The organism is Methylobacterium sp. E-016, from assembly GCF_022829745.1.
Taxonomy (GTDB): Bacteria; Pseudomonadota; Alphaproteobacteria; order Rhizobiales; family Beijerinckiaceae; genus Methylobacterium.
Window position 1 is genome coordinate 1 of the sequence record NZ_JAKSYF010000110.1, and the last position, 26933, is coordinate 26933.

25 protein-coding genes and 5 pseudogenes are annotated in these 26933 nt (G+C 67.2%); 15 read left to right on the forward strand and 15 right to left on the reverse strand.

What is annotated here, in order from left to right:
* Positions 1-178: 178 nt before the first annotated feature.
* Positions 179-613: a hypothetical protein gene (locus MKK68_RS13625; RefSeq protein WP_244030725.1), complete on the forward strand. Its 435-nt coding sequence runs from the start codon at positions 179-181 to the stop codon at positions 611-613.
* 201 nt (positions 614-814) lie between these two features.
* Here MKK68_RS13625 and MKK68_RS13630 read toward each other — a convergent pair whose 3' ends face one another.
* Both MKK68_RS13630 and MKK68_RS13635 read right to left on the reverse strand, forming a co-directional pair.
* Entirely contained in the window at positions 815-1228 is a 414-nt protein-coding gene (locus tag MKK68_RS13630; protein WP_147895737.1) for a hypothetical protein, read from the reverse strand.
* 134 nt (positions 1229-1362) lie between these two features.
* A complete protein-coding gene (locus MKK68_RS13635; protein ID WP_244030726.1) occupies positions 1363-2229 on the reverse strand; it encodes a universal stress protein in 867 nt (288 codons plus the stop codon).
* A 221-nt stretch (positions 2230-2450) separates the two neighbouring features.
* Between MKK68_RS13635 and MKK68_RS13640 the strand changes: the two are divergent.
* Both MKK68_RS13640 and MKK68_RS13645 read left to right on the forward strand, forming a co-directional pair.
* Positions 2451-2597, forward strand: a pseudogene (locus MKK68_RS13640) (universal stress protein); the annotation flags it as partial.
* A 26-nt stretch (positions 2598-2623) separates the two neighbouring features.
* Positions 2624-3232, forward strand: a complete 609-nt coding sequence (locus MKK68_RS13645; protein ID WP_409567240.1) for a DUF1003 domain-containing protein — start codon at positions 2624-2626, stop codon at positions 3230-3232.
* A 58-nt stretch (positions 3233-3290) separates the two neighbouring features.
* Here MKK68_RS13645 and MKK68_RS13650 read toward each other — a convergent pair whose 3' ends face one another.
* Together MKK68_RS13650 and MKK68_RS13655 are read right to left on the reverse strand one after the other, a co-directional pair.
* Positions 3291-3614: a c-type cytochrome gene (locus MKK68_RS13650; RefSeq protein WP_187274699.1), complete on the reverse strand. Its 324-nt coding sequence runs from the start codon at positions 3612-3614 to the stop codon at positions 3291-3293.
* 140 nt (positions 3615-3754) lie between these two features.
* The gene (locus MKK68_RS13655) at positions 3755-4099 is read right to left on the reverse strand and encodes a hypothetical protein (protein ID WP_244030727.1); all 345 of its coding nucleotides are present in this window, start codon (positions 4097-4099) and stop codon (positions 3755-3757) included.
* 140 nt (positions 4100-4239) lie between these two features.
* On the opposite strand from MKK68_RS13655, the gene MKK68_RS13660 reads away from it, so the two are divergent.
* From MKK68_RS13660 to MKK68_RS13675, 4 genes and pseudogenes are all read left to right on the forward strand, one after another.
* Positions 4240-4890 carry a BON domain-containing protein gene (locus MKK68_RS13660; RefSeq protein WP_147724787.1) on the forward strand — a complete coding sequence of 217 codons (651 nt, stop codon included), beginning with the start codon at positions 4240-4242 and terminating at the stop codon, positions 4888-4890.
* Between the two features lie 70 nt (positions 4891-4960).
* Entirely contained in the window at positions 4961-5332 is a 372-nt protein-coding gene (locus MKK68_RS13665) for a hypothetical protein (protein WP_244030728.1), read from the forward strand.
* Between the two features lie 14 nt (positions 5333-5346).
* A complete protein-coding gene (locus MKK68_RS13670) occupies positions 5347-5586 on the forward strand; it encodes a DUF2934 domain-containing protein (protein WP_243931968.1) in 240 nt (79 codons plus the stop codon).
* Between the two features lie 59 nt (positions 5587-5645).
* Positions 5646-5783 (forward strand): annotated as a pseudogene (locus MKK68_RS13675) (VIT family protein); the annotation flags it as partial.
* A 180-nt stretch (positions 5784-5963) separates the two neighbouring features.
* Here the strand turns inward: MKK68_RS13675 and MKK68_RS29755 are convergent.
* On the reverse strand, positions 5964-6584 hold the full coding sequence (locus MKK68_RS29755; RefSeq protein ID WP_244030729.1) for a flagellin: 621 nt from the start codon (positions 6582-6584) through the stop codon (positions 5964-5966).
* 338 nt (positions 6585-6922) lie between these two features.
* Between MKK68_RS29755 and MKK68_RS13685 the strand changes: the two are divergent.
* The 6 genes and pseudogenes from MKK68_RS13685 to MKK68_RS13710 form a co-directional block, all read left to right on the forward strand.
* Positions 6923-7030 (forward strand): annotated as a pseudogene (locus tag MKK68_RS13685) (peptide ABC transporter ATP-binding protein); the annotation flags it as partial.
* Between the two features lie 403 nt (positions 7031-7433).
* The gene (locus MKK68_RS13690; RefSeq protein ID WP_147724783.1) at positions 7434-7874 is read left to right on the forward strand and encodes a hypothetical protein; all 441 of its coding nucleotides are present in this window, start codon (positions 7434-7436) and stop codon (positions 7872-7874) included.
* Positions 7875-8056: 182 nt separating this feature from the next.
* Entirely contained in the window at positions 8057-8578 is a 522-nt protein-coding gene (locus MKK68_RS13695; protein WP_147724781.1) for a hypothetical protein, read from the forward strand.
* Between the two features lie 2 nt (positions 8579-8580).
* The gene (locus MKK68_RS13700; RefSeq protein ID WP_147724779.1) at positions 8581-9021 is read left to right on the forward strand and encodes a DUF421 domain-containing protein; all 441 of its coding nucleotides are present in this window, start codon (positions 8581-8583) and stop codon (positions 9019-9021) included.
* 194 nt (positions 9022-9215) lie between these two features.
* Positions 9216-12188 (forward strand): response regulator, encoded by a 2973-nt coding sequence (locus tag MKK68_RS13705; RefSeq protein WP_244030730.1) that lies wholly within the window; start codon positions 9216-9218, stop codon positions 12186-12188.
* A gap of 116 nt (positions 12189-12304) precedes the next feature.
* Positions 12305-14938, forward strand: a complete 2634-nt coding sequence (locus MKK68_RS13710; protein WP_244030731.1) for an MHYT domain-containing protein — start codon at positions 12305-12307, stop codon at positions 14936-14938.
* A gap of 665 nt (positions 14939-15603) precedes the next feature.
* Here the strand turns inward: MKK68_RS13710 and MKK68_RS13715 are convergent.
* Positions 15604-17826, reverse strand: a complete 2223-nt coding sequence (locus MKK68_RS13715) for a xanthine dehydrogenase family protein molybdopterin-binding subunit (RefSeq protein WP_244030732.1) — start codon at positions 17824-17826, stop codon at positions 15604-15606.
* 14 nt (positions 17827-17840) lie between these two features.
* Positions 17841-18311: a (2Fe-2S)-binding protein gene (locus MKK68_RS13720; RefSeq protein ID WP_147724769.1), complete on the reverse strand. Its 471-nt coding sequence runs from the start codon at positions 18309-18311 to the stop codon at positions 17841-17843.
* Positions 18312-18444: 133 nt separating this feature from the next.
* Here MKK68_RS13720 and MKK68_RS13725 point away from each other — a divergent pair, with 133 nt between their 5' ends.
* Complete coding sequence (locus tag MKK68_RS13725) at positions 18445-19041, forward strand: hypothetical protein (protein ID WP_147724767.1); 597 nt, start codon at positions 18445-18447, stop codon at positions 19039-19041.
* 720 nt (positions 19042-19761) lie between these two features.
* Here MKK68_RS13725 and MKK68_RS13730 read toward each other — a convergent pair.
* The 4 genes from MKK68_RS13730 to MKK68_RS29500 form a co-directional block, all read right to left on the reverse strand.
* The gene (locus MKK68_RS13730; RefSeq protein WP_244030734.1) at positions 19762-20460 is read right to left on the reverse strand and encodes an HAD family hydrolase; all 699 of its coding nucleotides are present in this window, start codon (positions 20458-20460) and stop codon (positions 19762-19764) included.
* 174 nt (positions 20461-20634) lie between these two features.
* On the reverse strand, positions 20635-21540 hold the full coding sequence (locus MKK68_RS13735; RefSeq protein WP_147858527.1) for an SDR family oxidoreductase: 906 nt from the start codon (positions 21538-21540) through the stop codon (positions 20635-20637).
* Positions 21541-21683: 143 nt separating this feature from the next.
* The gene (locus MKK68_RS13740; protein ID WP_147724823.1) at positions 21684-22937 is read right to left on the reverse strand and encodes a flavin monoamine oxidase family protein; all 1254 of its coding nucleotides are present in this window, start codon (positions 22935-22937) and stop codon (positions 21684-21686) included.
* A 158-nt stretch (positions 22938-23095) separates the two neighbouring features.
* Positions 23096-23221 carry a hypothetical protein gene (locus tag MKK68_RS29500; protein WP_279605340.1) on the reverse strand — a complete coding sequence of 42 codons (126 nt, stop codon included), beginning with the start codon at positions 23219-23221 and terminating at the stop codon, positions 23096-23098.
* A 117-nt stretch (positions 23222-23338) separates the two neighbouring features.
* On the opposite strand from MKK68_RS29500, the pseudogene MKK68_RS13745 reads away from it, so the two are divergent.
* Positions 23339-24506 (forward strand): annotated as a pseudogene (locus MKK68_RS13745) (IS3 family transposase).
* Here MKK68_RS13745 and MKK68_RS13750 read toward each other — a convergent pair.
* The 4 genes and pseudogenes from MKK68_RS13750 to MKK68_RS13760 all read right to left on the reverse strand — a co-directional run bounded on the left by MKK68_RS13750 (position 24456) and on the right by MKK68_RS13760 (position 26833).
* Positions 24456-25124: a hypothetical protein gene (locus MKK68_RS13750; protein WP_244030736.1), complete on the reverse strand. Its 669-nt coding sequence runs from the start codon at positions 25122-25124 to the stop codon at positions 24456-24458. The pseudogene MKK68_RS13745 and the gene MKK68_RS13750 sit on opposite strands and share 51 nt — an antisense overlap.
* A gap of 25 nt (positions 25125-25149) precedes the next feature.
* A pseudogene (locus tag MKK68_RS29935) lies at positions 25150-25344 on the reverse strand (DUF6538 domain-containing protein); the annotation flags it as partial.
* 651 nt (positions 25345-25995) lie between these two features.
* Entirely contained in the window at positions 25996-26508 is a 513-nt protein-coding gene (locus MKK68_RS13755) for a hypothetical protein (protein ID WP_244030737.1), read from the reverse strand.
* A 112-nt stretch (positions 26509-26620) separates the two neighbouring features.
* Positions 26621-26833: a hypothetical protein gene (locus MKK68_RS13760; RefSeq protein WP_244030739.1), complete on the reverse strand. Its 213-nt coding sequence runs from the start codon at positions 26831-26833 to the stop codon at positions 26621-26623.
* Between the last annotated feature and the right edge of the window lie 100 nt (positions 26834-26933).

A 26933-nucleotide genomic window follows, 5' to 3' on the forward strand; every position in this document is an offset into this window, starting at 1 on the left:
CTTGGCGATGGTCTCCACAATCAACATCCCGGCTGGCTCCCGCCCTGACTGGCTGGGAGCATGGAGGAGAAGCCGGGGGTGGGTCCCGATTGGACGCCGATCAACCCGTCAACCGGGTCCTTCTTCCACGCCGATTCTCACTCAAAGGTTCCCGAAGGATGGGAGCAACGTCGGGGCCATGCTCGACGGCATCTCGGCGGTGCTGGGGGCGCTCGTGGTCCTCACTCCGTTCCTGTTCTTGGAGACCGGGAACTCCCCCGCCGCACTGAACGCCTTCGCATGCGGGTTTGCCGTCATGGGCTTGGCCTTCCTCGACGGGCCCGAACCAGAGCCCTGGACACGGTGGGCATCCAGTGTGCTGGGTGCCTGGGTCGCCGTCTCGCCCTGGATGCTTCAACGGGCTCTCCTACCAATGGGCGCCGTCAGTCGACCGCCGATGGCCGAGCCCGCGATCTCGATGGCGTTCGTCCTCGGTGTTGGTATCGCGGTCGTCGCCGCCCTCGACATCGTCCGGACCACCTCGAAAAACCGTCGGTCGCTCACGAAAGGACGATCGACAGCGCATGCCCTGAGGGAAATCGGACGTCAGGTACCGGCATTCCTCTCGCGATGAAGGGGCTTTCCCTGCGAGCCGCGACGCGCCTCCGCCCGAACCGAGCCGGATACGTCTTCGGGTCAGCCTGTTCGGTCGGGAGGTCCCGTTCGTGGCGTACCGCGACCTCGCGGATGACACCCGCGATCCGGTCCCGAGTATCCTCCGGCTCCCGTCGGATCGCCACGGCGAGATGGCCCAGGGTGCGTCGCTTATTATTGATCAGGCCAGATTCGGGACGCCGCCGGAAAGCCGCCGGGCCCGCTGCTCGTATCCCCCCGACGGATGGATCTCGTCTTGCAGGGGACCGACCTGGCCCCGAGAGAACGGACCGAAGCCTTCCGGCGCGGCGCGGCCTTCGTGAACATGATGTCCCGGTGTCAAGACGGCATGCGTCGCTTTCGGAGCCAGCTGCGACCCGGTGCCGGTGCCGTCCTCCGCAGCCATCTCGCCGGCGAGACGCTCGACCACGTCGAGGGCAGCCCCGATCCCGTCGGCCTGCAGGCAGACCTCGTCCTCGTCGATCCGGCAGGCGTCGTCCCCGGTCCACCACCGCCCGTCGTCGATCAGGCGGAGCACCTCGACGAGACGGTCACGCTGCTTGGTCAGGGCCTCGACGGCGCGGGGACAGGTCACCTCGAATTCCTTCTCGCCGTGGTCGAACGCGGGGCGTCGACCGTGCAGGCGCGGGGATCACCGTAGATGCCGGGCCGGCGTCGTCCTTGCGGTGGATCAACGACCTCGCCGGACGTCGATCCACCGGATGGCGTTCAGTGAGACATCAGGCAACAGACAGGGCTGTGGTCGAGGAGGGTGCGCGTCACGCCGCCGAAGAACCATTCCCGCAGGCGACTGTACCCGAAGGCTCCGCTGACGATCAGGTCCGCCCCGAACATCTCGGCGGCGTCGAGCAAGGTCTCGGCCGTCCCGCCAGCCTTCGGGGCCTTGAGAACCCCCACGGCCTTGACGCCGTGCAGGCCGAGATAGGCGACGACGTCCTCCAACTCGGTCCGGTCGGTGCCCTCCGCGACCTGGACGACCTGGACCTGTTCGGCGAGCGTCAGGAACGGCATCGCATCGGAGATCGCCCTGCGGCCCTGCGGGGTGTCCTTCCAGGCCACCACCACGCGGGTCGCCGACAGTCGCTCCACGCCGTGCGGCACGACGAGGATCGGCCGGCCAACCGTCATCAGTGCGTCACCGGGTCCGACGGCGGCCGCGTGATGCGGCAGGTCGTTCTTCCCCTGACGCCCGACCACGACGAGATCGGCCGCCCGCGACTGCTCCGCGAGGAACGTGAGCGTTTCCCTGAGCTCGGAACGCCACTCGATCCGCCCCGCCGGCCGGGCCGCAAGACGGAAAGTCTCTTCCGCCCGGTGCAACTCACCGAAGGCTTTCTGGCGGAGGTCCTCGATCCCGTATCCGGTCGGCACGGACGTCTCCCCGAACCCCCGCGGGTAGTCCGGTGCCCAGGCCGCGACGCCGATGAGGCGTGCATCGAGCCGTTGCGCGAGATGCGCGGCCACACCGATCCGCGGAGCCGTCCGCTCCCCGGGATCCACGGCGACGATGATGCTGGCATACGACATGGTGGACCTCCGGTGACGAGGGGAGGACCATGCCTGTTGGCCGGGCATCCATCGTTGATCCAGCGCAAACCCGTTCCGGGCGGCGAAAGGCCAGGCATCGTCGTCCCTCGACGATGGCCCGGTACGATTTCCGGCCCCGCCCTTGCGTTGGGTCAAAGCCGGCACCTTGGCGGACGGGCATCGTCCGGTTTCCCGCAGCCGAGCGAGCCGTCCCGTCCATGACATTGGCGAGCATCATGGTGTCCGTCGATCTCGCAGGCGACCCGGAAGCCCTGCTCGACCTGGCGTCCGAGGGCGCGACCGACCTGATCGTCATGGGAGCCTACGGTCATGGGCGCTTGCGGGAGGCCGTCCCCGGCGGCGTCACCCGGGATGTCCTGCGCCGTTGCCCCGTCTGCAGCTTCCTGAGCCACTGATGACCGAGCACGCCCCGACGAGCGGCATGATCCCTCCCGCGAATGCCGATGACGGCAGTAAGCCGCCGGTCGACGGTGCGGTCACCCAGCTGGCCCGGCAGTTGATGGAAGACGGATTAGAAGGGCTTTCCGAACGCGAGCGGCGGGTGATCCTTCATGTCGCCAAGCGGCGGTACGTGTCCCGGGACGTGAACCGCGTCCTCGTCGAGCACCAGACCTTCGGCGAGCGCCTCGCGGACCGCGTCGCCCAGTTGGGTGGCTCGTGGGGCTTCATCCTGGTCTTCACGGGAATGCTCGTCGCGTGGGTCGTCGTGAACACCGTCGTCCTGGCCCGCGCCGGCGCCTTCGACCCCTACCCCTACATCTTCCTGAACCTGATCCTGTCGATGGTCGCCGCTCTTCAGGCGCCGGTGATCCTCATGTCGCAGAACCGCCAGGCGGCGCGGGATCGCATGGCGGCCGGTCTCGACTACGAGATCAACCTGAAGGCCGAGGTCGAGATCATGGCCTCGCACGACAAGCTCGACCGCATCCGGATGGAGCGTCTCGAGGGCATGCTGGCCGACCAGTCGACCCGGATCGAGGCCTTCGCCAAGGCGGTCGGTGCCAGCGCCGAGAAGGCGACGCGTCCCTGACGGGTTTTCGATGTCCGCTTCCTAGGGATGCAGTTTGGAAGCCTCCATGGCAGGACGGTCATTGCTCCAGGGACTTCAGGTAGGCCAACACGTCCGTGATCTGATCGGGCTCGAGCTCGAACTGGGGCATGGTCGGATGCCCCGTGGTGATGCCCTCCGCCAGGGCCTCGCCGAGGTCCTCGACCGGATACTTCGTATGGAGTTCCCGGAATGCGGGTGCGACGGCCAGGGGGCTTTCCCCGATCCGGCCGACGGCATGGCAGGTGGCGCAGTTCGCGCCGACGAAGGTCTTGCCACGTTGGACCTGTCCATCCGTGGCCGCCGCCGCGACCTGTAGGAGGCCGGTCATGAGCAGCGCGGATACGGGAAGGCGAATCGACATGGGATGGCTCCGGGTTCGGCTGATGCCATGACGCGCCTCGCGCCGGACGCATCCGAGAAGCGAGGCCGGCAGGCCCCCATCGACGCGGAAGGTCCAGGCGGCGGGTCGGCTCGACGGTAGGGCGGCGACCGGGACGTCGCTCAGGATACGAGCCACATCAGGCAGACGGCGGTTGCCGATCCGAGGACGGCGACCCCCAGCATCCGCAGGCTCTCCGTCAATGGATCGAGCGATGCCGCAGTCGGCGTCGCTCGCGTGACGGCGACATTGGTCAACGATGCGACGTACGTGCTCATGACCGATGGACCCCTGATTTCCGGTCGCGCCTTATTACCGCCGACCACGACCCAGGGATGGCCGCGTTGTCGGGCCCGGTCTTTGATCGAGATCAACCCCGGTGTTCCCGGTGGACCCGTGCTCGCCGCCCGAGCCGCTCGTTCGGTCATGAACAATTCCGGTGACGCCTGATCCTTGCGCTGGATCAAGGACTGCTCCGGTTCCGCCACCTAGTGTTCACCGGATGCCGGGACGCGTTTCGACGACGTCGCCGGACCGCCTCGCATGGGTCGGGGTCGCCGAGCCCTTCCGCGCATCGGCGATCCCGGCAGCCCCCAAGGAGACCGTCATGTCCCACGACACCAGCCTGCAACACCGCGTCACGGCCGAACTCATCTGGGATCCGGCGGTGACCTCCTCGGAGATCGGCGTCACGGCCAGGGACGGCGTGGTCGCCCTGTCCGGTCAGGTGGGGACCTACGACGAGAAGATCGCCGCCGAGGCCGCCGCATGCCGCGTCAGGGGCGTCAGGGCCCTCGTGCAGGAGATCGAGGTCGTGGTGCCCTACGCCCGCAAGCGGTCCGACGAGGACATCGCCGCGACCGCCATCGCCCGTCTCGCCTGGAACGTCGCCGTCCCTCCGGATCGCGTCATGGTGAAGGTCTCGAAGGGGACCGTCATCCTGACCGGCGACGTCGACCATCGCTTCCAGTCCGAGGTCGCCGAGCGCGAGCTTCGGCAGTTGTCCGGTGTCGTCGCCGTGAACAACCGGATCGTGGTCAAGCCCCAGGTCGACGTCGAGGCCGTCAGCGACAGCATCAGCGAGGCGCTGGATCGCTCTTGGCTGTTCGACCCGAAGACCGTGACCGTCAAGGCGGATGGCGGGACCGTCTACCTCGGCGGAACCGTGCGCACCATGCAGGAGCGCAGGGAGGCGATGGGGGCCGCGTGGGCCTCCCCTGGCACCACCGCGGTCGAGAACCGCATCAGCGTCGTCTGAGCGACGCGAAGCCCTTGCCGGTCATCGCGGGCCCGGCAGGGATTCCGACCTCCAAAAAAGGAAATCGACCATGACGAAGCCGCACAACGAGCATCGCCAGTCCACGGACGAAGAGGATACTGGCACCGATGAAGGCCGCCGCATCGAGGGTGCCGCCGACGAGATCTTCTGGCGCGCGAGCGACGCCGTTGAAGACGTCGCCAAGCGGGCGACTCATCTGGCACAGGATACCCTCGACCGCGGACGGGCTAGCATCCGCAGGGCCGAACGGTCGAGCCGCGGCGGACATCCGGGACGGGGGGAGCGCGGCCGGACATCGCCCTTGGCAACCGCCCTGGCCGTCGGCGCCATGGGCTACGCCATCGCGACCCTGATCCAGGGAGCGATGAGTAAGCGTCATGCCGCCTTGCACAGGGCATCGCCGGAGGCGCCTCCGGCATAGGCGTGGCGGCGCCCATGACCATCGATCCCGACCATCGCGAGGACCAGAGCATGCCCACCGATACGACGCAGACCGAAGGCGACATCCGTCTCAGAGCCTTTGAGCTCTGGAACATGCGTGGCCGCCCTCATGGCTACGAGGTCGAATTCTGGCTCCAGGCCGAACGCGAGCTTGAGGGCGAGAAGACCGGTAAGCCGGTGCTCCCCGACGGGGACTTCGTGAAGAGTGGATCGGGGTCCGATTGCTGTTGCTGACCCCCGACCCTCGAACTCCCGCACAAAGGCGAGCGTCCCCTCGAGAGACCCTGAAGCCGATGCGCGCAATCCATATGGAAAAGCATCTCGTCAACCGCATCGGCTGGCTGCGTGCCGCCGTGCTCGGTGCCGATGTCGGGCTCGTCTCCACGGCGGGCCTTATTGTCGGCGTGGCCGCTTCCTCAGCTGCCTCGGGCGTGCGAGCACACGGTCGAGCCTCCGGACGTCGCGTGGAGTCCTACGACGGTGATGGCGACGTCATAACCCACGAGATCGTCGGTATCGGCGCACCGGCGTATGTTGCCCCCCCCGATCGCCTGGGCGCCTTCCCACGTGGCAGCCGGCGCGACGGCACGGCCGCGCCGGCCAGTCCCGGCTCAGCGCAGGAGCTGGAGGATGCCCTGGTTGGCGGTGTTGGCCAGCGACAGCGCCGAGATCGCCAGGGACTGGCGCGTCGACAGCGCCTGCGAGCGCGCGGCCTCCTCGTTCATGTCCGCATCCGTGAGGTTTGCCGCTCCGGTGTCGAGCCCGTCGACCATCTGCTTGGTGAAGTCCTGCCGCGTCTGAACCACCGAGAGGTTCGAGCCCAGGGTCGAGCTCAGCGACTTCAGGCTGGTCAGCGCGTTGGTCAGCGCGTCCGACGCCTTGACGAGGTCGGCGTTGTTCTGCACGCCGAAGTTCGCCCCACCCTGGGCGGCGGCCGAATCGACGAAGCTGCCGAGCCCGAGGCCGGCCGCCGACAGGGCGGTGCCCTGGACGCTGAGCTTGGACCGAGCCGAACCGGTCTTCTCGTTGAAGGCGATGGTCAGGTTGTCGCCGGCCAGCAGGTTGGTGCCGTTGAAGCCGGCATCCTTGGCCGCCTGGTCGACCTGCGTGCCGAGGTTGTTGAACTGGTCGATCAGGGCCGAGCGCTGGACCGAGGCGCCGCCGGACGTAGTGAACGCTGCCCCGCCCGTGAGCTTGGCGGTCTCCGTCGCGTCGGCAGTGAACTCGCCCACCGTGGTCAGGCCGGCGGCCAGGGTGATCGCGTCCGAGCCGGTGCCGACGACGTCGAGCTGGCCGCTGCTGTCGACGGAGGCGGTGGCTCGGCTTCACTGCTGCTGCTCCACCGATCAATCCTGACGCGAACTCTTGACCCTTTGGCGACCTTCGGAAGGTCCGCTTCCAGGCTGTTGAGGTAGAGGCCAACGTCCGGGGTGGGTGGTTTTCTGCCAGTCTGCTTTCAAGCGTCAAACTCCAGAGGCGGACGTTCGACATTTGGCAGGTTTTGGCCGTAAGACGCTGGTCCGTTTCTGACAGAGTCCGCCGGAAAAGCTGACGGTGGTGTAGCCGACAGATCTATTTCACCGACCGCGGCGTAGTCGTCGAGCACGGCCCGTTGGCAACATTTGTTGCCTCCGCTCAGGACGAGCGAACGCGATGGTTCTTCTCGCAAGCCCTCTGACTGACCTTTGCGGGGCGCATCAAAATCAAGACCCGGTTCCGCCCGCCGATTAGGTCGCCAGCAAGTTCTCATCGGCAATCGGCACACAGGGGCGGGCACTGTTCGCGCAAGGCAAATCATCGAGCTGAGCCTGCAGGGGTGCTTCCGCCGGACCATCGACGCCAGCAGACTCCGTTTCGAGATGACAATCCCGATCCGATGAGCGGTCGGGCCGGGTCGCCGGCGCTTAACGGAGGCTGAACGGCGCGGTTCAGGATGAGTTCGAACCCTGGCCCTAGAGAGCCGTCAGCCCCGACAGGGGCCGATGCCAGTCTCCACCGGCATCGCCAGGAACTGGCCCCGTCCAGGTACGCCGGGCATCCCGTGGCCCAGGCCGGCAAACGACACCCGAGGAAGACTCGACATGAACGACATGCAGACCATCACCGGCACCGTCTGGGCCGTCTTCGGCCACCGCTTCGCCATCGATGGCAAGGAAGGACGCATCCTCGCCGACCTTGGGCCGAAGGGCGCCGAGGTCATCGCAATCGCCCATGGCGACACAGTTACGATCACGGGCGAGCCCAAACCCTCGGAAATCAAAGTGACGCTCATCACCCTCAAGGACGGCACCGTCTGCGAGATCGCGTGGCCGCGGAAGCTTCACACGGAAAAGGCGAACCAGACCCCGGCCGATCCGGCGGCGGTCCTCGCGGCGGTCAAGGCCGAGGGCTACGCCGTCGAGGGAGAGCCTCAACGCAAGCCGAAGCACTTCGAGATCGTAGGCGCCAAGGACGGCATTCGCCACGAGATCCACGTCGAGCTCTATGGGAAGATTCGGACGGCCAAACCGCTCGCCGCCTGAGAGACCGAGCCGGATCGCAGCCGCATTCGGGCGGGCGTGATCCGGTTTGCCGACTCGAAGGAGCGATCACGTTCCCGCGTCATCCCAGATAACGCCGCACCTGCAGGGAGCCAACGGCAGGTCCGACGACTTGGCTCCCGTCCCGGGCGGTTCCGCCCAGATCCCTGCCCAAGGAAAATATCTTGGACGTCATCCATCCCGACCCGCCGATGCGCGAGGAGATCGCGCGCGGCTTCTACCCGGCGTTCGAGGGACGTTGGCGGCGTGCCGAGATCATCGGCCGTTGGGCCATGGTCGCATTCGTGGGCGCCTCCGTCCTCGGAGCGTTCGGGCAGGGTCTGTTCAGCGAGCGCGAGGCTGCCAACGCCGATGCCTCGATCAAGCTCCGCTACGAGCCGGTGGTCCGCTTCGGTGCCCCGACCAAGGTCCAGTTCGACACCCGCGTCCCGCCCGGCGGCGATAAGGTCGCCGTGACCATGGCAAAGGGGCTGGCCGACCATTTTGGGTTGGAGAGCATCATCCCGCGTCCTTCTGTCTGGGAAGCCGGCGCCGACAGCATCCGCATGGAGTTCCCCGTCGTGAAGGGTCAGGAACGCGTCACCATCCTGTTCGCGGGCTCGCCCGGCTTCCGCGGCAGCATCCATCTCTGGGCACGGCTGGATGCAGGCGAGACCCTGCCCTGGTCGCAGTATTCGGTGCCGTAGGCATGAGCACCGTCTTCAAGGCCGCGGCGGCCTACCTCGTCGTTCTCTTCGTCATCCGCCTCATCGGGCGCCGGACCGCGAGCCAGCAGGCCCCCATCGACATGGTGGTGCTGTTCCTGTTCGGCGGTATGAGCGTCAGCGCGGTGCTCGGCGACGACAAGTCGTTCGTCGGCGCGATGAGCGCGATCTTCACCGTCGGCCTCATGCACGTGGCCGTCTCGTGGCTGAAGCTGCGCTACGTCTGGTTCGAGCGTATCTGCGACGGCACGCCCATCGTCGTCTACCGAGACGGCGACTGGGACGAGACTCAGATGCGGCGCCTGCGGATGCAGCAGGCCGACGTGCGCACCGCCGCCCGCCAACAGGGCCTCGATGACATGGATCAGGTCGCCGTTGCCATCGTCGAGCGGGATGGGAAGGTCTCGGTCATCGAGAAGGACTGATCCCCGGCGGCTGCCCCAGGGCGTGACCCGTCGCTCCGGAACAGACGCCAATCAGGGACCACTCGAAGACGTGACCGGGACGGGCGGGCAACCACCGCACGGTCACCGTGTTGTCGAGGGCACCCGAACACCGCATCGCGTCATCCCACGGCCTTGCGTCGGCGAGCCCATCCGTTCCCATGAGCGAGCCGCACATGACCGACGATACGCTCCCACCCGAAGTCGGCGATGCCCGTCGCCTGGACGCACTCCGAGGGTACGGCATCCTCGATACGCCCCCCGAGAAAGGGTTCGACGACATCGTCGAGCTGGCCCGAATGACCTGCTCTGTCCCGGTCGCCCTGGTCAGCTTGGTCGCCGGCGACCGCCAATGGTTCAAGGCGCGGTCGGGCTTCGCGCCTTGCGAGACCTCCCTGGACAAGTCGGTCTGCGCGCATGTCCTCGGCTCCCCGGACCTGCTCGTAATCGCCGACCTGTCGCTGGACTCCCGTACCAGGGACAATCCCCTCGTCACGGGCGAACCGTACCTGCGCTTCTACGCTGGGGCGCCGCTGGAGGCGGCCGACGGCGAGCGTCTCGGCAGCCTGTGCGTGATTGACCTCGCGCCCCGCCCGGAGGGCCTCACGGATCGGCAGGCGGTAGCTCTACGCGCGCTGGCGGGGCAAGTCATGTCCCAGATGGAACTGCGCCGCTCGGTCGCCGAGCGCGAGGGACTTCTTTCCGGCCAGGCCGCGCTGATCGCGCAGCAGAACGCCCTGATCGCCGCCCAGGCCAGCGTGACCCGGGCGGCAGGGGACCGTGGCGTGATCCTCGATACCCTCGTCGGCGGTGTCATGGCGGCGGTCTCCCAAGCCGAGGGCGCAGTGATCGAGCTCCGTGAGGGCGACGACCTCGTCTATCGCTCGGCACGCGGTGCGCTCGAACCCCATGTCGGGCTGCGCATCCCCATCGATGGCAGCCTCTCGGGCCATTGCCTGGCGACCGCCAAGCCGGTGCTGTGTCCGGACCTCCTCGTTGACCCTCGCGTCCGTCGCGACCTCGTCGGCCCGCTCAACGCACGCTCGGCAGTCTGTGTCCCGATCCTCCGTGGGGACGCCGCCGTCGGTGTCCTGAAGCTACAGTCCAGTCGTCCCGATGCCTTCACCGGCCTCGACCTCCACGTCGCCACCCTGTTCGCCGGCACCATTCCGGCCGGGTTGGCGGAAGCGGGCGAGGCGGAGGCGCGCCGTGGGATGCGGGCCGGCGAGGCCACCCTCCGCACGGTGATGGAGACGCTGCCCGTCGGTGTCCTGATCGCCGAGGCTCCGACAGGCCGCATCGTCGGGCACAACGCCCGGGCCACCGTGATCCTCGGGCATGATGTGGTCTCAGATACGTCCGCCGACCGGAAGGACCGCTGGGTCGGGTTTCATTCTGACGGATGCCAGGTCGAGCCCGGGGATTGGCCCCTCGACCGCGTGGTGCATGCCGGCGAGTCGCGCGCGGATCTTGAGGTCGACTACCGCCGCGGCGACGGCAGCCGTGCCTGGGTCGGGTTCTCGGCGGCGCAGATGCTCGACGCTGATGGTCACCGGGTCGGTGCCGTCGTCGTCGTCACTGACATCGACGGGCGCAAGCGGAGCGAGCTCCAGTTGGCCGCCGCCAAGGAGGCTGCCGAGGAGGCAAACCGGGCCAAAAGCGAGTTCCTCGCCAACATGAGCCATGAGCTGCGCACCCCGCTCTCGGCGGTGATCGGCTACTCGGAGATGCTGCAGGAGGAGATGGCGGACGGCGGCCACGACGACCTGCTTCCCGACATGCGCAAGATCGAAGCGAACGCGCGCCACCTCCTCGGTCTGATCAATGACGTGCTCGACCTGTCGAAGATCGAGGCGGAGCGGATGGAGACCTACGTCGAGGACTTCGCCATCGACGCGATCGTCCGCGACGTCGCCTCAACGGTCGAATCCCTCGTCGCCGCAAAAGAGAACGTCCTCACGCTGGACCTCGCCGATGACCTCGGCGAAGCGCGTTCCGACGTGACCAAACTGCGCCAGTGCCTGATCAACCTACTCTCGAACGCCGCTAAGTTCACGGAAGGCGGCCGGATCACCCTGAAGGCCGAACGGGGCGAACGCGACGGTGAGAGTTGGCTGACCTTCCAGGTGAGCGACACCGGGATCGGCATGAGCCCGGACCAGCAGGCGCGCCTGTTCGAGCGCTTCACCCAAGCGGATGCCTCAACGACGCGGAAGTTTGGCGGCACCGGCCTCGGGCTGTCCATCACCCAGGCGTTCGCATCCATGCTGGGCGGCGATATCAAGGTGGCGAGCGAGGAGGGTCGAGGAACCACCTTCACCATCTCGGTCCCGGCCCGCATCGCTGGCACCAACGACCAGCCGGCAATGGAAGCGGATGTCGGGATGCCTCTATCCGACGATGTGTGCGGCAAGGACGTCGTCCTCGTCGTCGATGATGATCCGGCGACGCGTGATCTCCTCACCCGCTTCCTCGAACGCGACGGGTTCAAGGCCGTCGCCGCCGTCGACGGGCGGGAGGGCCTGGAGATTGCGCGGACCCTGAGGCCCCGGGTTATCCTGCTCGACGTGACCATGCCGCAGCTGGACGGCTGGTCGGTATTACGAGAACTCAGGGGAGATCCAGAACTCGGCAACACCCCCGTAGTCATGGTCACAGTGCTGGACGAGCAGAACCTAGCCTTCTCCCTCGGAGCCACCGACTACCTGCAGAAGCCGGTGGACTGGGACGAGCTTCAGGGGGTGATGGACCGCTTCCGACCCCGGGACCACGAAGGCCCGCTACTGGTCATCTATGACGATGCCGACACACGGGATCGTATGTCGACCCACCTCACCCGGGAAGGCTGGCGGGTCGTCACGGCCGAGAACGGCAAGGTCGGGCTCGGGGTCGTCGCGACAGTGCAACCCTGCCTCATCCTTCTCGATTTGATGATGCCGGAGATGGATGGCTTCGCGTTCCTCGCCACCCTGCGGGCCAAGCCGGAATGGGGTTCGATCCCGGTCGTCGTGCTGACGGCCAAGGACGTCGACGTGAACGACCGGCGGCGTCTGGCCGGACGGGCCGACAAGGTCTTCAGAAAGGGCCAGGTCAGTCTCGACGACCTCACTAGGCTGCTGCGTTCGGTGGTTTCGCCAAGCCCGGCCTGATCCTCCGAGAGCCATCGCGCTGACGGCTCGCAAGGTCTTGCGCTTCCGGGCCGAAAGATTGTCCCAGGAACGCTGCCTTTCGGTGCTACGGACCCCGTGCCCCCACCGGACATCCTATGGCCCATACCGGATACAACCCGCTACTCGTCACGCTGTCCATCGTCATCGCGGTGTTCGCGTCCTATGCGGCGCTGGACCTCGGTGCCCGCGTCCGGCGTCCGGACGCCGGTGCGCGCTGGGCCTGGGGCGCTGGCGCGGCGGTGGCGATGGGCGGTGGCATCTGGTCGATGCACTTCGTCGGCATGCTCGCCTTCGAGATGGGAATGGCGGCGGCCTACGATCTCGGACTGACGGTCCTGTCACTGCTGATCGCGGTGGGTGTCACGGCCGGCGCCTTTGCCTGGGTTGCACGCCGGGGAACGGGTGCGGGCGCGTTGCTGGTCGCGGGCCCGCTCATGGGCCTTGGCGTGGCGGCGATGCACTACACCGGCATGGCGGCGATGCGCGTGCCGGGCAACCTTGCCTACAACCCGGCTGTGGTGGCGGTCTCGGTCGCCATCGCGGTCACGGCTGCGACCGCAGCCCTGTGGCTTACCTTCCGCCGCAATCGGCCCTGGCAGAAACTCGCCGCCGCCTGCGTGATGGGGCTTGCAGTCGCTGGGATGCACTACACCGGGATGGCCGCGGCGACCTTCACCGCGCAGGAGAGCGGCGCCCATGCGGCCCACGTAGCCACCCTGGCGGCGGGCCAACGCGACCTCGCCCTGGCGGTCGCCGGCGTTACCTTCCTCATCCTGTTCCTGGCGATGATCGCTTCCTCGCTCGACCAGCGTCGGGTGCAGCGACGCCTGCACGTCAGCGAGGCGCGCTTCCGATCCGCCGTCAGGGCCGTCAACGGCGTGATGTGGACGACCGACGCCGCCGGGCATTTCGTCGAGGAGCAAGCAGGGTGGGCGGAGATCACCGGGCACACCCCAGAGCAGTACATGGGCGCGGGCTGGGCGAAGGCGATCCATCCCGAGGATCTCCCGGCGACGATCGCGACCTGGACCGACGCATTGCGAGCCGAGGCCCCCTACACGGTCGAGCATCGCGTGCGCACCGCCCAGGCGGGCTGGCGCCGCTACGTGGCAAGGGCAGTGCCGGTGCGCGATGCCGACGGCGCGATCCGGGAGTGGGTGGGCGTCCATGAGGACATCACCGAGCGACACGCGTTCGAGGTGGCGCTCAAGGAGGCGCGGGACGCGGCCGAGGAGCACAGCCGGGCGAAGAGCCGGTTCCTGGCCAACATGAGCCATGAGCTGCGCACGCCGCTTTCGGCCGTAATCGGCTATTCCGAGATGCTCGAGGAGGAGGCGGAGGAGCTCGGTCAGGAGAGCCTCCTCAAGGATCTCGGAAAAATCAAATCGAACGCCCAGCACCTCCTCGGCCTGATCAACGACGTGCTCGACCTGTCGAAGGTCGAGGCGGAGAAGATGGAGCTCTACCCCGAGGACATCGACGTCGCCGCCTTCGTCATGGACGCGGCCGCCACCGTCGAGGCGCTCGTCAAGAAGAAGGGAAACGTCCTCGTGCTCGACGTGGCCGATGGCGTCGGCCGAGCCCGAACGGACGCGGTGAAGCTGCGCCAGTGCCTGTTCAACCTGCTCTCGAACGCCGCCAAGTTCACCGAGGGCGGCACCATCACGCTGGAAGCCGGGCGCGAGGCGGGTATCCGCGGCGGCTGGCTCCAGTTCACGGTGCGGGATACGGGCATCGGCATGAACCCGGAGCAGGTCGGACGCCTGTTCGAGCGCTTCACGCAGGCCGACGAGAGCACCACACGCAACTATGGCGGCACCGGTCTTGGATTGGCTCTAAGCCGCGCCTTCGCACAGTTGCTCGGCGGCGACATCTCCGTGACGAGCGTCGAGGGCGAGGGAACGAGCTTCACCCTGCGCGTCCCGGCGGTGGCACCGGACCGGACGGTCGATGTCGCGCCGGACGCCGTACCGGAGAACGGCGAACGCATGGATGACTTGGTGCTGGTGATCGACGACGAGGCATCCCAGCGCGAGCTCATGACCCGGTTCCTCGAACGCCAGCGCTTTTCCGTGCGCACGGCGGCGGACGGGCGCACCGGCCTCAACCTCGCCCAGTCGCTCAAGCCCCGCGCCATCCTCCTCGACGTCATGATGCCCGAGATGGACGGCTGGTCGGTGCTCGCCGCTCTCAAGTCGGATCCCGAGACTGCCGGCATCCCGGTGGTGATGGTGAGCTTCGTTGCCGACGCGACGCTCAGCGCCTCGCTCGGTGCCATCGAGGCGGTGCCGAAGCCGGTGGACTGGGCGCGCCTCCGGACGATCCTGGATCAGTTCCGAGCAGCGGACGGCGACGTCCTCGTGGTCGATGACGACGCGGACATGCGGCACCGCCTACGGACGGCCCTTGAACGCAACGGCTGGAGCGTCCGCGAGGCCGGCGACGGCCGCGAGGCGCTCGAGCAGGTCGGGCTTGGCGTGCCGCGCCTCGTCCTTCTCGATCTCACCATGCCGGTGATGGACGGGTTCTCGTTCCTTGACCGCTTGCGAAGATTGCCGGGTTGCGCCGACGTGCCGGTAGTGGTCCTCAGCGCCCGGGACGTCACGGCCGAGGAGCGGGACCGGTTATCAGAAGCCGATCGCGTTTTGCGCAAGGGTGATTCCAGTCTCCAGGACATCGCCACCGAATTGCGCAAGCTCGACAACCGTCAGACCAGCAAGTCGGCCTAGAATATCCGATCGATCTGCCGTCCCTGGAGTTTTTCAGTCAAACCATGAGGTCATGGATCGCCGCAACAATCCTTCATCCTACGAACCGCCTGCCAGTGAGAAAGATTAACTGACCCAGATCACTGAAATGACGCAGAGAATATCCACTGTCGGGTGCCTCCTAGATCCCTTGTTGCATCCGTGTGGAGTTGGATGCGGAACGTCCGCTTCCGGGTAAACCTGCAACGAGCGCTGTGGGGCTTTGCGGATCCGATACCACGTCTCACAGCCTAGTACTATCTAAGCACTTTAATGTCGGAGGGCAGCGTGAAGCGCCTTCGGCAGGGTCGGTGGGAGTGTCTTCTCGCCTCGTCGGCATAGGCAGGCGGTCCGCTCGCGATGTTAGGGTAGGCCCCCAACAGCTCCATCCTTGTCCGGCCGCCGTCGAGGAGCCGGCGTACGGGACGAACATAAAGCAGCAGATGTTCGAGCGCCGCCACGGTGCGGTCAAAGGATGTCGGACCGGACCCCGGCACGGGCCGGCCCATGCCAGCCGCCTCGATCAAGCTGCGTCGATCCCGGCGGCCGAGGCACCACCCGGTGTCCGCGGCGCGGCCGGTGGATCGCGACCCGGGCCCGCGCCGCGGGACCGGCGCCACGCCCCGACGATCCTGCCTGCTCGCGTTTCAGGCCCCCTGCAGAGCCGCCTTCACCTTGGCCGGGGTGAACGGCACGGACCGCACGCGTACGCCGGTCGCGTCGAAGACTGCATTCGAGACCGCCGCCGGCACGATGGCGGCGGACGGCTCGCCGGCGCCCCACGGCTTCTCGGTTGGCCGGTCGATCAGGTCGATCACGACCTCGGGCACGTCCGGGAAGGTCAGGATCGGGTAGCTCGACCAGTCGAGGCTCGTCACGGCGCCGCGATCGAAGGTGACCTCCTCCAGCAGCACCCGGCTGACGGTCTGGATGACATTGCCGTCGAGCTGGTTGCGCACGCCGTCGGGGTTGATGATCTGCCCGCAATCCTGGACCACGAAGAAGCGCGGCACGCGCACCTGCCCGGTGCTGCGATTCACTTCGACTTCGGCCACGCCCGCTACGTAGGTGCGATTGAGTTCGTACTTCACGTAGGAGATTCCGCGGCCGCGCAGCACGTCGCCCGCGGCGTCTTTCACCGGCGAGGGGCGCGCCTGCCACATGGCGAGTTCGGCAACCCGCTTCAGCACCTCAATGCCGCGCGGATCCTTCAGCGCCCGCAGGCGGTACTCCAGCGGGTCGGCGCCGGCTACCGCCGCGCACTCGTCGAGGAAGGCCTCGTTGGCGTAGGTGTTCTGCATCCGCCCGGGGGTGCGGATCCAGGAGGGCCGGAACGGCGTCGAGGCCAGCCGGTGGCAGACCGTGCGCACGTTCGGAAAGGCGTAGGGCAGCGCCGAGTTGCCGATGATGTTGCCCGGCGCCATCGTAGTCTCGTGCGGCAGATCGGCCAGCGAGGCCGCCACCAGCGGCACGTTACCGGCCGCCCCCTCCGGGATGTGGAACTGGGAGGACCAGGCGGTGACGTTGCCCTGCGGGTCGAGCCCGGCCTTTAGGTCGATCAGGGTCGGCGGTCCTTTCGGATCCCAGCCGTGCTCGTCGGCGCGCGACCACTGGACCCTCACGGGGCGGCCGACCGCGCGGGCGAGAAGGGCGGCGTCGCCCGCCGCGTCCTCGTGGCCGTTGCGGCCGTAGCAGCCCGAGCCCTCGACGTAGATGCAGCGCACCGCCTCCGGCGCGAGGCCGGTCATCGCCGCGAGCTGCTTGCGCAGGGCGTGCGTCATCTGCGAGGCCGTCCAGCAGGTTAGGAACCCGTCCTTCAGCTCTGCGATGGCGCAGGACGGCCCGATCGAGCCGTGGGTATGGATGGCGAAATCGTACGTCGCTTCGAGCTTCCGGGCCGCCTGTTCGAGCGCCGCCTCGGCATCGCCCGTGCTGCTCGTGACGTCGTCCTTGGTGACCTTCGTGGCGCGCACGTGCTGCCAGAGCTTGCCCTGCTCGGGCAGGCCTTCCCATTCCGACCACGTCGCCCTCAGCTGCTTTGCGGCCTTCACGGCCGCCCACTCCTTCTCGGTGACGATGGCCAGGAAGTTACCCTGGCGCACGACCTTGATCAGTCCTGGGATGTCCGCGACCGAGGCCTCATCCACGCCCTGCAGATCCGCCCCGATGGTCGGGGGACGGACCACCCGCGCATGCACCATGCCGGGCACGCGATAATCCTGCATGTAGGTGAAGCGGCCGGTCATCTTCTCGGGTATGTCGACCCGCGCCACCGGCTTGCCGACGAGGGCGAACTGCGCCGGATCCTTCGTCTTGACCGCCGGATCGACCTTGAGGTCGAGGCGCCCATCCTTCACGAGATCGGCGTAGGAGAGGCCCTGGCCGCCAGCTTTCGGCCGGACGGTGCCGTTCTCGCTCACCAGCTCGTCGGCCGGTACGCCGAGGCGCTCGCTGGCCATCTGCACGAGGCGCGCGCGGGCCGTCGCCGCCGCCTGCCGGATTTCGACGCCGCCCTTCTGGATCGAGAGGCTCCCGTAGGTCGGTCCCTGATCCGGCGTCAGCGCCGTATCGCCCTGGACGACGGTCACGCGGTCGAGCGGCAGGTCGAGTTCCTCAGCCGCGATCTGCGTCAGGGCGGTCTCGACCCCGGTGCCGAGATCCACCTTGCCGGAGAAGATCGTGGCGTGACCGTCGGCGCCGAGCGCCAGGAAGCTGTCGACGCGGTCCGGGGCGACGGGCTTCGCGAAGCCGTTGGTGGCGACCGGCGCGAAGCTCTGGGCGCTGGCGCCGCGGCCGGACAGCGAGAAGCCGACCACGAGGGCGCCGCCCTGGAGGAGCAGGCTGCGGCGGGAGAGGGCGGGTGCGGTCATGACAACAACCTCTGTCAGAGTGTGCCGGCCGCGCGCTGGACGGCGCGCACGATCCGCTGATGGGTGCCGCACCGGCAGAGATTCTGGGCGAGCGCCTGCCGGATCGCGGTCTCGTTGGGCTTCGGCGTCTCGTTGAGCAGGGCAGCCGACTGCATGATCATGCCATTGATGCAGTAGCCGCACTGCGCCGCCTGCTCGGCGATGAAGGCCGCCTGCACCGGGTGCGGCTTGTCCAGGCTGCCGAGCCCTTCGAGCGTCACGATCTTGGCCCCCGCCTTTAGGCTCGAGACCGGGGTGATGCAGGAGCGCACCGCCTGCCCATCCACATGCACCGTGCAGGCGCCGCACTGGCCCAGCCCGCAGCCGAAGCGCGGCCCGTGCAGGCCGAGATCATCGCGTAGCACGTAGAGGAGCGGCGTATCGGGGTCGTCCACGCTCACGGGCGCCGCGCGCCCATTCACGTCCAGCGACATCAGCTGCACCATCGGGCATCTCCCTGGAACCATTCTCGGGTGCTCGGCCTATACCCGGCGTAGACCCGGAGCAACGCGGCGGCGTGACAGCGATTCCCATTCGCCGCAGGAAGCCGTGCTGCCCCCGGCGCCGTCAGGGAAGCGCATGCCCTCGCAGAACCGCAGCCGATGCATCCTCGCTCTCGTCCTCGCGCTGTCCGCGGGCCCCGCAGGGGCCGCCGAGCGCCTCGCGCAGGATTGGCCCGAGCCGTCCCGCAAGGCCGCTGAAGCCGTTGCTGACAAGTACGGCGCACCCCAGGAGCAGACGGCGACGCTGCTGATCTGGCACCGCAACGGGCCGTGGATCCGGACGGTGGTGCACAAGATGGGAGCCGAGCACGATTTCCCGGCCAAGCACAACGACGTGCTGGAGCAGAGCTTGCCCTACAAAGTCCCGCTTAACTTCTTCAGCGCGGTCGCCACCTTCAACGGCAGCGTCATTCCGGACCGGACGCGAGGCACGCTCACCGCCTACGGCGCTAGCGAGGCCGAGAACGTCCTGAGCCTGAACCTGGCCCGGGCGGTGGTGCGCGGCGAGCTCACGGCGGAGCAGGCACGTGATAAGGAAGTTGCGGCTGCGCAAGAGTTGGCGAACGGACAGGAGCCGGACCTTGCGGCCAAGCTCTCGCTCGATCAGCAACAGGAGGGCGACGTCTCCGACCCAGACACCGCGATGATCCTGCCGCCCAGCCAAAAGCCATAGTCCGGAGTACGCGGCCCGCTGTTCTGGCAACGCGTCGATCCATGGGCGCCCGCCGCCTCGATCTTAGATTCTCATGCCGCGCAGTTCTCGACACTCTACCCCATGCGTTGGATACGGTGGTGAAGGCTGGAGCGCCCTGTTCCAATCCGCGCACGTCGGCCGCCGCATCCTGCCGGCCGGGCATCGGGGCATCCGCGATCTCCCGGCGAAACGGCGCGATCCAGTCGTGAAGTGGCCGCCGCGCGCTGGACCGGCTCGTTTGAGGCCGACGCTCGGGACTGTGCGTCAGACGCTCAGAACGATATTTCCGAGAGGCTCGTTTTTCCTCATGCGGGCGAGCATGATCGGCGCCTCGGCTAGCGCGTAGCGGCTGTTGAATGACTGATGGAAACTTCCGGCTACCATCGCCGGCCACAGGTCGGCTCGGACGCGCACGGTGCGCTTCATCAAGCCCTGCGAGCAGAGCCTACTGTGGTTGGCAGCGGGGGGCGATGCAGCCTCGCCCTGCATGAGCGTTGTTGTCGAGGTTCGCTGCAGAGAACGTCGACGTTTGCGGCGAACCTACTCTGGAGCGGACCAGCGGCTTTCGGCCAGCATCGGCCGCCGCAGACCGCCTGCCTGAGCGTTTCAGACGGGTGGGATGCGGAACGTCCGCTTCGGATCGCCGTGCCGAACTGGCTGAGCATCATCTTAAGGTATCAGGTTCCTCGCGGCGTTCGCTCACTCCGGCGAGAGCAGGTCCGGCAGGCGCGAGAGATCCTTGAGCGACGCATGCGGTGGCCATGCAAGGTTCGGCGGTTCGCCCACCCGGTCGATCCACACGGAGCGGATTCCGAGCTCGTGGCAGACCTTGAGGTCGGTGAACTGCCCCATGCCGACATGGATGGTATCCTCTTTCTGCACGCCCATGGTCTTGTAGGCGTGTAGGAAGAGCCCGTGATCGGGCTTATAGGCATGGGCCTGCTCGGCCGTGACGACGAAGTCGAGCGGCACTCCGATGGCCGCGACGGTGCCTGCGATCAGGTCGTCGTCCGTGTTGCTGATGACCGCCAGCCGGTAGCGTGCGCGGAGACGGTCGAGCGCCGCGGCAACCTCGGGGTGCGGCTCGATACGTCCCAGGACCCTCAGCAACGTGTCGCCGTCCTCGGGCTTGGCCGTATGGCCGGCATCGGCGAGGGCCTCGGCTAGGGCGGATCGCAGGATCGACTTGTAGTCGCGGAATTGCGGACGCTTCTGCCGCTCCACCGCAGCCTCTCGCAATCGATCGGCCAGGATGGCCGCTTGCTCCTGCGCATCGGCTTCCGGGAGGCGACGGGCAAGGATCGCGTGGGCCGCCGACCGGACGGCGTCATGCCACCGGACCAAGGTGCCGTAGCAATCGAAGGTGATGACCTTCGGCATCGGTTGAAGCTGCAGCATGATCGGTCCCACCGGGCGAGCCAAGTAGAGTATCCCCGCCTGCAACGCCTGGCGTCCACCCCCTCGAAGATCTGTAGCGCGCGTACGGCTCGGGCGAATGCCACGTTTGTCTCGAACAGGCAGTGCCAAGCATGACAGCCGGCGGGAAGCGGTTTTCCCGCCGGTTCGGCGAATTCACGCGGTGCCGTTGCCACCCGTCGCGCCGTAGACCTCGCCGGTGACGTAGCTCGCCTCCTGGCTGGCCAGGAAGACGTAGACCGGCGCGAGTTCCACCGGCTGGCCGGGGCGGCCGAGCGGCACCTCAGATCCGAACTTCTCGACCGCCTCCTGCGGCTGCCCGCCCGAGGGCTGCAGCGCGGTCCAGAACGGGCCGGGCGCCACCGCGTTCACGCGGATGCCTTTTTCGATGGACTGCTTGGCCAGCGCCTTCGTGAACGCGATGATGCCGGCCTTGGTGGTGGCGTAGTCGACCAGGATCTTGGGTGGGTTGTAGGCCACGACCGAGGCCGTGTTGATGATGGACGCGCCGGCCGGCAACAGGGGCATCGCCGCCTTGGTGATCCAGAACATCGCGTAGAGGTTGGTCTTCAGCGTCCGGTCGAACTGCTCGTCCGTGATGTCGCCGATGTCCGTCTGGTTGGTCTGCTTGCCGGCGTTGTTGACGAGGATGTCGAGACCGCCGAGCTCGACCACGGCCTTGTGCACCAGGGTGTCGCAGAACGCCTTGTCGGTGATGTCGCCGGGCAGCAGCACCGCCTTGCGGCCCTCCGCCTCGATGAGCTTCGCCACCGCCCGGGCGTCCGGCATCTCGGCCTCGACGAAGCTGAGCGCCACGTCCGCGCCCTCGCGGGCGAAGGCGATGGCGGCCGCGCGCCCGATGCCCGAATCGGCGCCGGTCACCAGGGCCTTGCGTCCGGCGAGGCGGCCGTGGCCCCGGTAGCTGGTCTCGCCGTGGTCCGGCTTCGGGTCCATCGCGCCGGCGAGGCCGGGCGCCTCCTGCGGTTGCCGCTTGAACGGCGGCTGCGGGTATTGGGTGCGCGGGTCCTGCATCTTGAGGCGGTGGTCGGAGGCGTCGGTCATGAGGTTGTCCTGGCGCGCCGATTTCGTACGGGACAGCCCGTGCGGCGCGCGTGTCGGGTTATGCTGTCCGGGAACTTCGGAAATCGGCCCCGCCCCCGGATGTTCCGGCCCCTGCGGCCATGCGGACGCCTCCGGGACCTCGCCTAGGCCGCTTCGCCCCGCCTGTCCCCGAGCGCCGCCAAGGCCTCGTCGGCGGCCCGTATCCCGCTGTCGTGGGCTCCGTGTGCAGTGGTGAAGTCGAAAGGATGCGTCGCCTCGCCGGCGAAGAACAGGCGGTCCTCGAATGGCCGGGCCAGCCGCGCCCGCGCATCGGATCGTCCCGGCAGGGCGCAACTATACGCCCCACCGATGGACGCCATCCGGCTCCAGGACGTCGCCGCGAGGGGGCGGATGGCCGACGCCACGTCACTGCCGAACAGGGCGGCCAGTTCGGCCGACACGTGGGCGAAGCCGGCGGCCGGGCCCCCCTCCGCCACGATACGGGCGCCGTCGCCCCCGAGGAACGCCTCGATCACCGGCCATCCGTTCGGTCGGATCGAGTAGGCAGCCGACCTTGGGCCGTGCAGGTTGCCGTAGGCATGCGAGTCTGGCTCGAACGCTGCGTTATGCCCGATCTCCAGGAAGATCTTTTCGTTGCGGCCCAGCGGCAGGGCGGCGGCCGCCTCGCGCCAGGGTTCGGTCCCGGCGGGAAGGCGGATCGCGTCGCCGGCCAGGACCGCGGTCGAGATCGTGAGGATGGCGGCCCCGGCGCGGATGGTGCCGGCGCGGGTGGTCACGGCGACGCCGTCCGCCGTCAGGTCGATCCGGTCGGCGGGGGTGGCGAGCCGCAGCGTCGTCGTGGACGGCAGGCTGGCAGCGACCAACGTGCCGTAGCCGGACGGCAGATGCCAGTTCCGGCCCGTCGAGGCATCGTCGTAGGCGAGGTAATCGGTCGCGGAGATCTGCTCGGGCGCCATGCCGCTCATGAAGCCGGCGATGGCCCGCACGTAGGCGATCCAGGGGCCGCCCGGCTGAAGGGCGTCGCTGGCCCGGTCGCTGCCCGCCGCGACGATGCGGAGCCGGTCTTCCCAGTCGCCGTACGCCCTTTGCGCCGCCTCTTGTGCGTGCTCATCGTGCTCGATGCCCGGGTGGGCCTTCGCCCATGGCGGTTCGCCTCGGTCGACCGGGAAGCCCGATGCCTCGGCGATGCCGACCCATGCATTTCGATCGCCGGAGTGGAGCCATTCGCAACCGAGGTCGAGCGGGTACCCTCCGATGTCCTGCGTCCACGCGCGGCCTCCGAGGCGCGCAGATGCCTCAAGCAGCAAGGCCGATGAGCCTTGTGCCGCGAGCCGCCGGGCGGCACCGATGCCGGCGGCGCCTCCCCCTACGATGATGACGTCGAACGCGCTGCCCATTGGGGGCAAGGTGAGGTCTGCCGACACGACTTCCAAGGTAGCTGCGCCGGTTGCACTCAACGTCGTCTGCACACCCCGCGGCTCGTTGAACTTCAGACGGCGACCCCGCCGTCCTCCGACCTGGGCGTCCGATAGCGTCCGGCGCCCTCGCTCACGAATCAACCGTTGCGGTACATTCGCTCGTCGATGGCCCCTCCCCTGACCGTCTCGACGCGCCAGGCCTGCACGTGCTCGCCGGCCTCGTGAACCAGGTCCGCGCCGATCCGCAGGGTGATGTCGCTCACGTGGATCGCCTTGCGCTCCGGCAGGATCTCCCGGATGACCCGACGACAGAAATGGCCTGCCCCCTGAAAAGTGGTCCTCCCTGAGGTATGGCTTCGAGCCATGTGGAGGATGTTGTCATGGGACGGAAAAATCATACGGCTGAAGAGACCGTCGCCAAGCTGCGCCAGGTTGATGTCTTGGTCTCGCAAGGCCGTAAGGTCGCCGAAGCAATCCGGTCGATCGAGGTGACGGAGGTCACGTACTACCGCTGGCGTTTTGAGTACGGTGGCTTGAAGGGTGATCAGCTCAAGCGGCTAAAATCTTTGGAGACGGAGAATCAGCGGCTTCGTCGGGCGATCTCCGATCTGACCTTGGAGAAGCTGATCCTGAAGGAGGCAGCCTCGGGAAACTTCTGAGCCCGGCTCGCCGCCGGGCGTGTGTCGACTACGTCGTTGCCGAGCATGGCGTATCGGAACGCTTCGCTTGCCGTGTCCTGGGCCAGCATCGTTCGACCCAACGCAAGGCCGCCGTGGTGGTCGAGGACGAAGCTGTTCTGACGGCTGCGATCGTCGCCCTGGCGCTGCAGCATGGATGCTACGGCTATCGTCGGGTTACGGCCTTGCTCCGGCGTGACGGCTGGACGGTGAGCGTGAAGCGGGTCGAACGGATCTGGCGCCGCGAGGGCCTCAAGGTTCCCGCTCGCCAGCCGAAGCGGTCGCGGCTCTGGCTCAACGACGGCTCGTGCCTGCGACTGCGGCCGGAGCGACCTGACCACGTCTGGTCGTATAACTTCGTCGAGCACCGCACGCACAACGGGCGCAAGTACCGGATGCTGAACGTGATCGAGGAGTTCACGCGCGAGTGCCTCACCATCCGCGTATCCCGCAAGCTTAGGCCCTCGAAGTGATCGACGTGCTCTCGGATCTGTTCAGCCTGCGCGGTGTGCCGGGCCATGTCCGCTCGGACAATGGACCTGAGTTCATCGCTCGATCTGTCCGAGACTGGATCGCAGCGGTCTGATCAGCAACGGCCTACATTGAGCCAGGCAGTCCGTGGGAGAACGGGTATTGCGAGAGCTTCAACGCGAAGCTGCGCGATGAACTTCTCGACGGCGAGGTGTTCTACACCCTCAAGGAGGCCTGCATCGTGATCGAGCAATGGCGGAGGCACGGCAACACCCTCCGACCGCACTCGTCGCTCGGCTATCAGCCGCCCGCGCCGGAGGTCGTCATCTGGCCAACCGAACCGAGCAGCTCAGCGCCGCTCGCACAACCCGCCATCGTCACGCGACCGACGATGCACTAACTTCGAACCTGGGCCACAGGATAGGGGCAGGCCAGTCCACCGGCGCACCCTGCTGGAGAACGTATAGAAGGTTTTCTCGGTCGGCGCCTGATCCGTCTTCCAGCCTTCCAGAATCTGCTCCGGGCTCGGTGCCTCGATCCTCTCCTGCTTCGGCCGAGACACGGCCTCCGTTCGAAGGTCTTCCTTCGGCGGGGGCGAGGGTGTGGGGCGGATATTCCCGGAGTGCCGGTCCTTGATGATGGTCATCACCTCGAGTTCGGCTTCGACGAACGCCAGATGGAGACGACGATCCGCTGGCGATCCGAACGCGATGTTCAGTCCGGCATCGAGCACGGTCATCATCGCATCGAAATCGAAATGCGTGGCGGTGCAGTCGCCGCGCGCGTTGGCATTGCGCAATTCGGCCTCCCGCGACGCGATCTCCCGTCCGAGTGCGTCGAACCCTTCGCGACTGAGGGGGTCGGCGCCGCGCCGCCGCGCTTCATCCGCGGCGAGCTTGCGATGGCGGAACGTCGCGACCAGACCCTGAAGAACCGTGTCGTCGAGGTCCGAGAGTTTCGGCTGAGCGCTGAGGCAGACGGCGCTTCGCCAAGCGGACGAGTGCGTCCGCCTCGCCATCCAGCCGGCGGGCCCGATCGCGTGCCACGTCCGCGTCGCGGGTGCCGAGGCTGACCCAGAACTCCCGGCCGGCCCGCCTTCCCTTCAGCGAGACGGGCGCGCTTTCGTCGAAGATGCCAGGCCCTGCCGTTCCGAGCACGGCCGGCATGTCGGCGCGCAGCGCATCCGGGATGGTGCAACGGACATAGAAGATGCCCCGACGCTGGACGAGCCCCACCATCTACCTCATGGCTTCGTAGCACTCCTTCGTAGCAGGAGCGCGCTGAAAGGCCTACGGCATCAAAAAGATACCGTCATCACAATGGTTTAAGGGTGATTTGGCGGAGAGGGGGGATTCGCCACCAATAATCCGAAGCCACTGAATATGTTGAACTTTCCAACGCACCGACTTCCAGGTTCGTAGCGACTTTTAGGGGCAACCGTCAAACACGAAATCCGCCTCCACAGCACCTCTGCCCTGCACTTAAACGGCAATTCCACACTGCGCCCCTCTCGGCCATTCTGTGGCCCTGTCGGCACCTGCGAAGCGGACGCTCCAGCACCTAACCTGTTGAGTCCTGGTTGCGCCAATAGCGGAAGTTGGGCGCCCGCCAGGAAGCGGACGTTCCGCATTCGACCCAACCCAGCCGTCTGGACCTCCGTCGTCGCTTCTACAAAGCGGCCGTTCGTCGGCCCTCCAGCAACTTCGGCTCGGGGTGGATAGTCACCGTTGGCTTGCCGCTGGGAAGCAGACATTCGGCTCAGCGCCCATCCCGGCAGCACGAAGCTGCGAAGCGGACACGTTGGGGTACAAGCGCTAATTCCCGAGCAGGGTGGACCTCCGGAACTTCCTACTGGCCGTGAAAAGCTGGAAAAGATCCGAATGCGTCCTTTACAAAGCAGGACGAATAAATGGCTGGTCCCTCACTGGTAATTCACTGAACAAGTGCTTGAGATCTTCCGCAATGCGAGTGGCGGCGGCACGTACGACTGATGTCTCGTTAACCTGACCGCCGTGCTCCGGGAAGTCGTTGTCGAAATCCGGAACGCCCTTCTGCCCGAACGTGTACTGCCGGTCGGGAGCAGGTCGCCCGTAGCGAGCAAGGGCTTCGTCGATGCGTTGTCGATAGGCGTCCGATGCAGCCCTCGACCATATGTCCGAAAGTTCGGAGGGGAAGGTGATGGTGGCACCGACGTCGTCGAACGTTGCCACGGGCACCCACCTCCACTGCAGCGTTTCAGATGGATAACCCCGCCTATCATGGAACTCGACCTCAATCTCGTACCGGACAGGCATGACTTGGTAGAGTGGAAGCTTGCCCGCGAGCAGCGGGAAGCTGGTCTCCACGACCTCTCTGTATGCGAGTTGCATTCGCCGGTGATGCACGTCGAGGAGCTCGCCCAACCGAGCCCGCGCCTCCGGTGTCGTCAGATCGACAGCGTCAGCTCCGGCCCGCCATGGTTCAAGGTGAGTTCGCCCTTGTTGGACCAGGACCTCAATCTCGGCTACGAGATCATCAATCGCAAAGATCTGGGTCGTGTCCCTTGGCGTGGTGTCGCTCGGTGAGGACCACCACGATCACCCGCGAGGGCTCCTGCAGGCGGGGCTCGTACGTCGCCTGCGGGATGGCCACGAGGAGCGCGCGCGGCCTGCACAGGTTGACGACGATGCTGCGACCGTTCTTGCCGATTGGTGCCGTGCCGCGCGCGGGCCGCGAGATGTAGCCCATGATCCTCGACCCCCCGACGTCGAGCTACCCCTTGTAGACACCCCATCGCCCGGGTAGCTGCCTCTTGGCCCGCTGCCAAAGGGCCTCGCGTACAAGGCGT